We start from the raw sequence: 7,766 nt of genomic DNA on the forward strand, positions 1-7,766 counted from the left end.
TTAAAACGGACTGTAATTAATCGAGAAATACAATCCTTGTTCTTGCAACGTCCTATCTCTGTCATCTACATCGATGAGAGGAAAAGCGTAGTCAATACGGGCGCTAAGTGTATCACCCATCTGCCATTGCAAACCTAAGCCTGTACCAATCAAGGTATTGGGATCGGGAGTGGAATTAGGACTGTCAGAGTTATTCCAACCGACACCAAAGTTGATAAAGGGTACAACTTGCAAAAGCCCTTGAATTTGTCTTGCCCGCAGGACGGGAAATCTCACTTCGGCTGAGGCAAACACGCCGTTATCTGTTAAAAACTCATCCTGTCGATAACCCTTGACAGTTTGCAGACCTCCCAAGCGAATTTGTTCGATGGGTACAAGAGGTCTGGTTGCTAATTGCATTTCTGAACGCAATACCAGCAAGGTATCTGGGGCTAATAAGCGCACATATTGTCCTTGTCCTCGCCAAGCAAGATAGCGGCTATCTGGGGGATCGCTGTTGACAGTAGCACCAAGCCACCCTACACCAAGGCTAAATTGCGATCGCAATGCCAAGACTTGTTGTGAGTTGCGTTGTGTGTATTCCTGGAAAAACCGGATTGTGGAGAGGCGTGTTCTGCCTTCCTCATCTGCACCTGCGGACAAGGGAAATTTTTCTCCCAATAATCTGCTTTCACTTTGCTGTCGGGAAAAAGTTAAACCTAGTGCCAATTCTTGACTGGGATTTTGAATGATTGGCTGCCGTAAATTCAAATCAAAGTAATAATAATCACCTGTGATATCAATCCGATCAAAGGGTGGTTCAACTACCCCTACAGCCGTTCTGCCTGTTGCAAAACCAATAGTACCATTGCGAGGATTAATCGGGAATGTATAACCCACGTCAAAAGCGTTACTACCTTCGCTGTTGATAAATTCAAAGGAAAAGCGATCGCCAAAGCCTAATAAATTACCTTCGCTGAGGTTAATACCCCGACGAAAAGTGCCAACACTCGGATCACCAGCATTATCTGCAAAGATATCTACTCTAAAAGAATCTGCCTCTACAACTCTAACTTCTAATAAGCTTTGATCTGGACGTGAACCTGTAGATAATTCCGCAGAAATATTGGCTATCAAGGGGTCAAGCTGTAATAATTGCAGTGCTTCTAAAAGCTTTTCTCTATTTAAAGGTTTAGAGGTTGCTAAAGCAATGCGACTACGCACATACCCTGGTTTTAACCGCCTCGTACCTGTGACTCTAATATCTTCTACTCCACCTTCAACGATCCGAACCTTAACAACAGCACCTTCTGGTGACAAAATTTGTTCTGCTGGGATGACCGCGCCGGAATTAATGTATCCCTCCTTGATATATAAGTTAGTAATGTTGTTTTCAACTTGTAAAAGTTCAGCAAAAGTTATCGGTCGGTTAAGAAATTCGGCTGTTTCTTTGCTTAATTGTTCATCACTAAATGCTGTGTTTCCTTCAAACTCGAATCTCTTAATAGTAATAGTTCCAGGAATTTCTGGACGCTGTGGAGATTCGGGTGGTGGAGATGGAGTTTCTTCTAGAGGAGGCGTAGGTGATGGTTGCGGCGTTGGAATTGGCTTTGGTGGTGGTGCAGGAGGAATAGGAGCAGTGGGACTAGGAAGTTGCGATAAGATTAAAATTTTATCCAACTCTCTGTTTTTCTGGCTTCCGACTAGTTCATATGAATTAGAAGCATCGGGAGGATATAATTTGAACCCAAAATCAGGATTGAAAGAATAACCTTCGTTCCCAATTTCTGTTTCATGATCCTGCCTGATTTGGCTTTTCACAGCAGCTGTGGTATTTTCTAGCTGGAGTGTGTTGACCTGTGTTTCGTGATTTTCTAAAGAAAAGCGCTCAGGATTGGGAGCCTTAGACGGTAAGTTTCCAGCCGAAGCTTTGACAGCCGAGAAAGCTATTAAAACTTCCAACAAGAAACAAACAGTTAAATTCAGTTTCAAAGTGTGGTGGTGCATTAAAACTTGATTAACTTTTATTAATTAAACTTAAATACCATAGAACATGGTTTGTAGCATAGAGAATTATAATAAAATTTAACGAGGTAGTTTAGGAAACTAAAAGGAAATATAGGTAGTTATAAAATATTGCTTTAAATGAAGGAATATATATTAAGATGACGGAAGGCAACAACAAGCTATTATGTGGCCGCTACCAAATCATCCAAGAATTAGGCAGGGGAGGCTTTGGAGTAACCTATCTGGCTACAGATACATTCTCTAATGTATTATGTGCAATCAAGAAACTCGACCCTCTCAATGCCGATCTCGAAACAGCTAAAAGATTCTTTCACCGAGAAGTTAATATTTTAAATACTTTACAAACTAACCAGCAAGTTCCTAAATTTTTTGACTATCTCGAAGAAAACAACAATTATTATATTGTTGAAGAATATATAGAAGGTACATCCCTAGCTGACCTAGTTGGTCAAAAATGGTCAGAACAGACAGTAGTTAATTTCTTGCAACAAATCTTATCAGTATTAGCATATTTACATGCAAAAAATATAATTCATCGTGATGTCAAACCCTCTAATTTGATTATTAGAAAGGGAGATAAGAGATTTGTCTTAATTGATTTTGGCTCTGTCAAAAAACTAGAGAAACAATATCCATCGTTTCAATCCTCAGTCACACAAACAATGATTGGAACTCCTGGATACGCTCCTTCCGAACAAATGGCAGGCAGACCACGTTTTAATAGTGATATCTATGCTTTAGGGTTAACAGCAATTCAACTATTAACTGGGATGCACCCAAGAGAATTAAGATGGGATGAAAAAGATAATATTCTCTTACCTAGCGATATTCAAATTGATGATTCTCTTGCTGTTGTTTTAACCAAAATGGTTCATAATAATCCAGATCAGCGCTATCAATCAGTAGAGGCTGTGACTGAAGATTTGAATAAGACTAAAATTAGTTCACCACCGACTCAACCACCAACTTACTACACAGCTAATCGTCGAGGGGTACTAGCTAATCTACGATTTCTAGGAATTTGGCAAATTCCAATTGTATTAATATTATTAGCAGGAATAATAGCCTGTGTAGAGTTTATTCACCCATTTATACGACCTGCATATTATTTACATGAAGCTAATAATTTGCTTGACGAACGCAAAGGAGATGCAGCTCTAGAGAAACTTAACTACCTTAAAGAAATCCAGCCCAACTCCCCGGAAGTATGGAAAGGACGAGGGGATGCTTTATTCATTTTAGGACGGGATTTCGCGGCATTACAATCTTATAATAGAGCGATTTTTCTCCAGCCAAAAGACCAAAAAATTTTGGTTAAGATTTTAATTAATAAAGGAAAAGTCTTATATAAACAACAAAATTATCAAGAAGCTTTAGACATTTATGAAAAAGCACTAAAAAGTGATAATAATAATCCAGAAGCTTTGAGCGGAAAAAGCTTATCTTTATTAGCATTAGGTCAAAAACAAGAAGCTTTGCAGTATTTAGATCAGCTAAAGCAAATTAGACCTGATGATCCCAGAATTTGGCAAGAAATAGGCTTTGCGATCGAACAGTCGCAAGGACGCCAAGCTGCTAAGGAATACTTTCAAGAAGCTCTTTCATCTTATGATGATATCCTCAGGGTTAAAAAAAATAATCCAATATATTGGACTGATAGAGGTTCAATATTACTGAAATTAAATCGTCCCCAGGATGCGCTTGATTCTTATGAACAAGCACTCAAACTAGATAATAATTTTTATGAAGCGTTAATTGGTAAAGGTAATGCCTTAAATTTACTAGGCAAACCGAGTGAAGCCCTCTTTGCTTTTAGACAAGCGAGTGAAGTCCGTCCACAAGATTATTTAGTTTGGTTTAATCAAGCAATCTTACTCACACAAACACTAAGAAATCACGAAGAAGCTATTAAAGCTTTTGATCGAACAATCGCACTGAAAGACGATTTTCATCCAGCATGGGTGGGCAAAGCACTAGCATTATTAGAATTAAAACGCCCTCAAGAAGCCTTAGAAGCTATTGAAAAAGCTAAAGATTTGCAACCAAAAGACCCAGACATTTGGGATATTCGAGGAGAAATTTTAAAGGAATTAGGAAAACAACAAGAAGCAAACAATTCTTATTACCAAGCTGAAAGACTTAGGGGTGGAATGCGTTAACTAGGTAATAAGGGAGACAAGGATAACACAGAGCACAAGGAAGACAAGGGGAAATTTGGATCAATAATTTTGTGAAATAGTAGAAAAACTAATATTAAAGTCAGCGATCGCAATCTCTGCAATAATTCTAGAGAAGAAATATATTATGAATTTGGAGATGATCCAGAGGTAATTCCCTGTTCCCTCTTCCTCGTTCCCTTTCAAAGGTATCCTAATAAAGTATGATCTGGCCCAAATAGACATAATGACGCAGACAGTATCAATCAATAATAACCAGCGGTTGCAACTAGAACCTCTTTCCACACCAGAACGCTTGCTGTTAGGTCCTGGCCCCTCAAATGCTCATCCCGCAGTTCTGCAAGCGATGAATACTCCTCCACTCGGACATCTTGACCCAGCTTTTCTTGCAGTCATGGATGAGATACAATCGTTGCTGCGTTATGTATGGCAAACAGAAAACCCACTTACCATAGCCGTTAGTGGTACGGGAACAGCAGCAATGGAAGCAACTATTGCTAATGCTGTAGAACCTGGTGATGTAGTGTTAGTGGGTGTAATCGGTTACTTTGGTAATCGACTTGTAGATATGGCTGGACGCTATGGCGCAGATGTGCGATCAATTACCAAGCCTTGGGGACAAGTCTTTTCCTTAGAGGAATTGCGAACTGCTCTACAAATTCATCGTCCCACAATTTTAGCTTTAGTTCATGCTGAAACCTCCACCGGTGCCTGTCAACCTTTGGAAGGTGTTGGTGAATTGTGTCGTGAATTTGGCTGTTTGCTGCTCATAGATACAGTTACAAGTTTGGGTGGTGTTCCCATCTTTTTGGATGAGTGGGGAATTGACTTAGCTTATAGCTGTAGCCAAAAAGGCTTGGGTTGTCCACCTGGTGCTTCTCCTTTTACGATGAGTCCCCGCGCAGTTGAGAAATTGCAACAGCGGCGAACAAAAGTGGCTAATTGGTATTTGGATATGACGCTGTTGCATAAATATTGGGGTAGTGAGCGAGTTTATCATCACACCGCACCCATCAATATGTATTATGCACTCCGGGAAGCACTGCGTCTCATTGCCGAAGAGGGAGTGGAAAACAGTTGGCGACGTCATCAAGAAAACGTAGAATATCTCTGGCAGTCATTAGAAGATATTGGGCTGTCACTACATGTACAGCGAGAGTATCGTCTACCCACTCTCACAACAGTCCGCATTCCTGAAGGAGTGGATGGTAAAGCGATCGCACGCCAGTTACTCTTAGAACATAACATTGAGATTGGTGGCGGTCTTGGTGAATTAGCAGGTCAAGTCTGGCGCGTTGGACTTATGGGTTTCAACAGCCGTAAAGAAAATGTAGACCGACTCATAGAAGCTCTGCAACAAGTTTTGCCTAAATAGAATAGGCAGATATGATGAATTGTTGGGGAAAGGGTAAAGGTTTGTTATTTGCTATGTCTTCCTTCCCTTACCCTTCTCCCTAAGCTAGACTGAAGGTAGCAGTGTACCCAGACAGCAAAATAACAGGCTAAAAAGGCCGCATAGTTAGATCAGGATTGCTGAGCCAATAAATCCGAGTATTGATTCATGTTGCATCGCTTCTCAAGACAGGGACTGATTTGTATTACTCAACCAAATCACGCTTGGCTCTCAGGTCAATTAGCGCAAGTCTGGGGTAATGAACAGTTTGGTGATTTTGTCCCCAGAAAAGAAGTTTGTTTTGGTGCAGAACAACATGATATCGGTTGGGTAGTTTGGGAACAATCTCCTACACTTAATCCTCAAACTGGTTATCCCCATCATTTTACAGAACTTCCTACTCAAGAGCATATAAACATTTGGTCAAATGCTAAACAGTTTGCATTTGTATTGGGTAGATATGTAGCATTGCTGATCTCGCTACATGGAACGGGTCTGTATGAAAGGTTTACAAGTTGGCAAAACTCGCCAACCTCTACTCAAATAGTGGAGAAGTTCCTCAAACAAGAGTATCTTTGGCAAGAGCAACTTATCGCTCTTTTGAAAAATGATCCATACTATGCAACCTACGTTACATCAGAAGTAATCACACGCAATAGGAAGTTGGTAGCGACATGGGATGCGCTTTCAATCATCTTTTGCCAGGGAATGACTTCACAACAACAATTGATTCACCATGTACCAATACTGAATGATGAAGCCACACTAGAGTTGACTTTGTTAGACAATCAAGAGAATCATCAACAAATAGTGGTATCTCCCTGGCCTTTCCAGCTCAATGAAGTCACACTAGTTTATGAAGGAAAGTTTCTACGCCATACCTTTAGCAATGAAATGGCAATGCAAGAAGCTTTAATGGGTGATTGCTGGGTGACTCTCACCACTACTTTAAAACCAGATTAGAAAGTAGTGGTTACAGGTTTTTTACGTATTTAACCTCTTTTGCGTTGTTTGATCGGCTTTTTTGTGGTTTTTGATTTACCACGTGTTACCTTCAACTCAGTCTTTGACGGAGGCTGTGGAGAATGATGTTTTGGTGGCCGACATCGTTCACAAAACAAAGGTCTAGAAGGATAGCAAGTGCGTTCAACTACCAGATTGCATCCTTTACATACGAAACGATAGACTCTTTGCCTAATGACGCGAGTGTGAGCTTTAACAAAAACTTCCTTGCTGTCCACCTGTCTATATCCTTTCATTCAAAAAAACGAAACTACTATGGCTGATTTATCTGAGATTCTTAGGTTACTAGAAGCAGAGCGCGATCGCTACATCTTAGAAACTGCTGATTTAGAGCGTCGCCTATCTTTTATTCGCAACCAGATGAATGTTCTAGAAGCTCTTCTTTCAGGGTACGCTCTAGAAGAGAAAATGAGTCATCTCCACAAGCGTTTACCTGAATCATCTACACAAGCATATTTGGAGGATAGCCTTCATTCCCTTGAGGAAGAAGGAGAACCCAAGACGCTTGAGCAAGAACAAGAATTAGACAATAAGACAAATTCACTTGTAACCACATTGGCCTCGTCATCTACCTCAACGTTAAATTCCAAAGATTCTAAATCTACTACTCCTTTACCGGAACAACCAGATATTTCCGATATTCCCAAACTGACGACTCCTAGAAAACCTGGAACTCTACCTTTACTACCTGAATTTCAAGAATACTCCATACAAAATGCAATCTTGATTTTGATGCGCCGTCGACCAGACCTACATTTTCATATTGATGCTATTGTACGGGACTTATATGGTGACAAGTTAACACCAGAACAGTTAAAAACAGCAAAAACAAATGTTGGCAAGATGCTTTCCACAGGTGTACAGTCGGGAATGTGGTATCGAGTGTTACAAGGACATGGCGTTTACACATTGAAATATGAAAAAGGAGTGACTAGCAAACCGCTACACAAAAAATAATTGATTATTAACCCATGCAATCATTCAACATACCTGTGTAAGCTATGAGCGATCGCTCCATATTGGAGTAGAAATTGACTATATATGACTAAGCAATATGGTCTTTTGGCTCAGAACATATCTGTATTGCCTAAAATCTACAGACAGGTCACTCATTTTGCATAGCTTGCATAACTCATAAATTCAAAGAATCTAAGTAGCAAGCAAAA

5 protein-coding genes are annotated in these 7,766 nt (G+C 40.1%); 4 read left to right on the forward strand and 1 reads right to left on the reverse strand.

Going from position 1 to position 7,766, the window contains the following annotated elements:
* Positions 1-1,986: a ShlB/FhaC/HecB family hemolysin secretion/activation protein gene (locus UYI_RS0111825; RefSeq protein ID WP_016866877.1), complete on the reverse strand. Its 1,986-nt coding sequence runs from the start codon at positions 1,984-1,986 to the stop codon at positions 1-3.
* Between the two features lie 158 nt (positions 1,987-2,144).
* Here UYI_RS0111825 and UYI_RS0111830 point away from each other — a divergent pair, with 158 nt between their 5' ends.
* From UYI_RS0111830 to UYI_RS0111845, 4 genes are all read left to right on the forward strand, one after another.
* Positions 2,145-4,166, forward strand: a complete 2,022-nt coding sequence (locus UYI_RS0111830; protein ID WP_016866878.1) for a serine/threonine-protein kinase — start codon at positions 2,145-2,147, stop codon at positions 4,164-4,166.
* A 244-nt stretch (positions 4,167-4,410) separates the two neighbouring features.
* The gene (locus UYI_RS0111835; protein WP_016866879.1) at positions 4,411-5,559 is read left to right on the forward strand and encodes an alanine--glyoxylate aminotransferase family protein; all 1,149 of its coding nucleotides are present in this window, start codon (positions 4,411-4,413) and stop codon (positions 5,557-5,559) included.
* Between the two features lie 186 nt (positions 5,560-5,745).
* Positions 5,746-6,540 carry a DUF3891 family protein gene (locus tag UYI_RS0111840; protein WP_016866880.1) on the forward strand — a complete coding sequence of 265 codons (795 nt, stop codon included), beginning with the start codon at positions 5,746-5,748 and terminating at the stop codon, positions 6,538-6,540.
* A gap of 315 nt (positions 6,541-6,855) precedes the next feature.
* The gene (locus tag UYI_RS0111845; protein WP_016866881.1) at positions 6,856-7,557 is read left to right on the forward strand and encodes a hypothetical protein; all 702 of its coding nucleotides are present in this window, start codon (positions 6,856-6,858) and stop codon (positions 7,555-7,557) included.
* Positions 7,558-7,766 lie beyond the last annotated feature (209 nt).

The sequence above is a fragment of the Fischerella muscicola PCC 7414 genome, from assembly GCF_000317205.1.
GTDB classification, from domain to species: domain Bacteria; phylum Cyanobacteriota; class Cyanobacteriia; order Cyanobacteriales; family Nostocaceae; genus Fischerella; species Fischerella muscicola.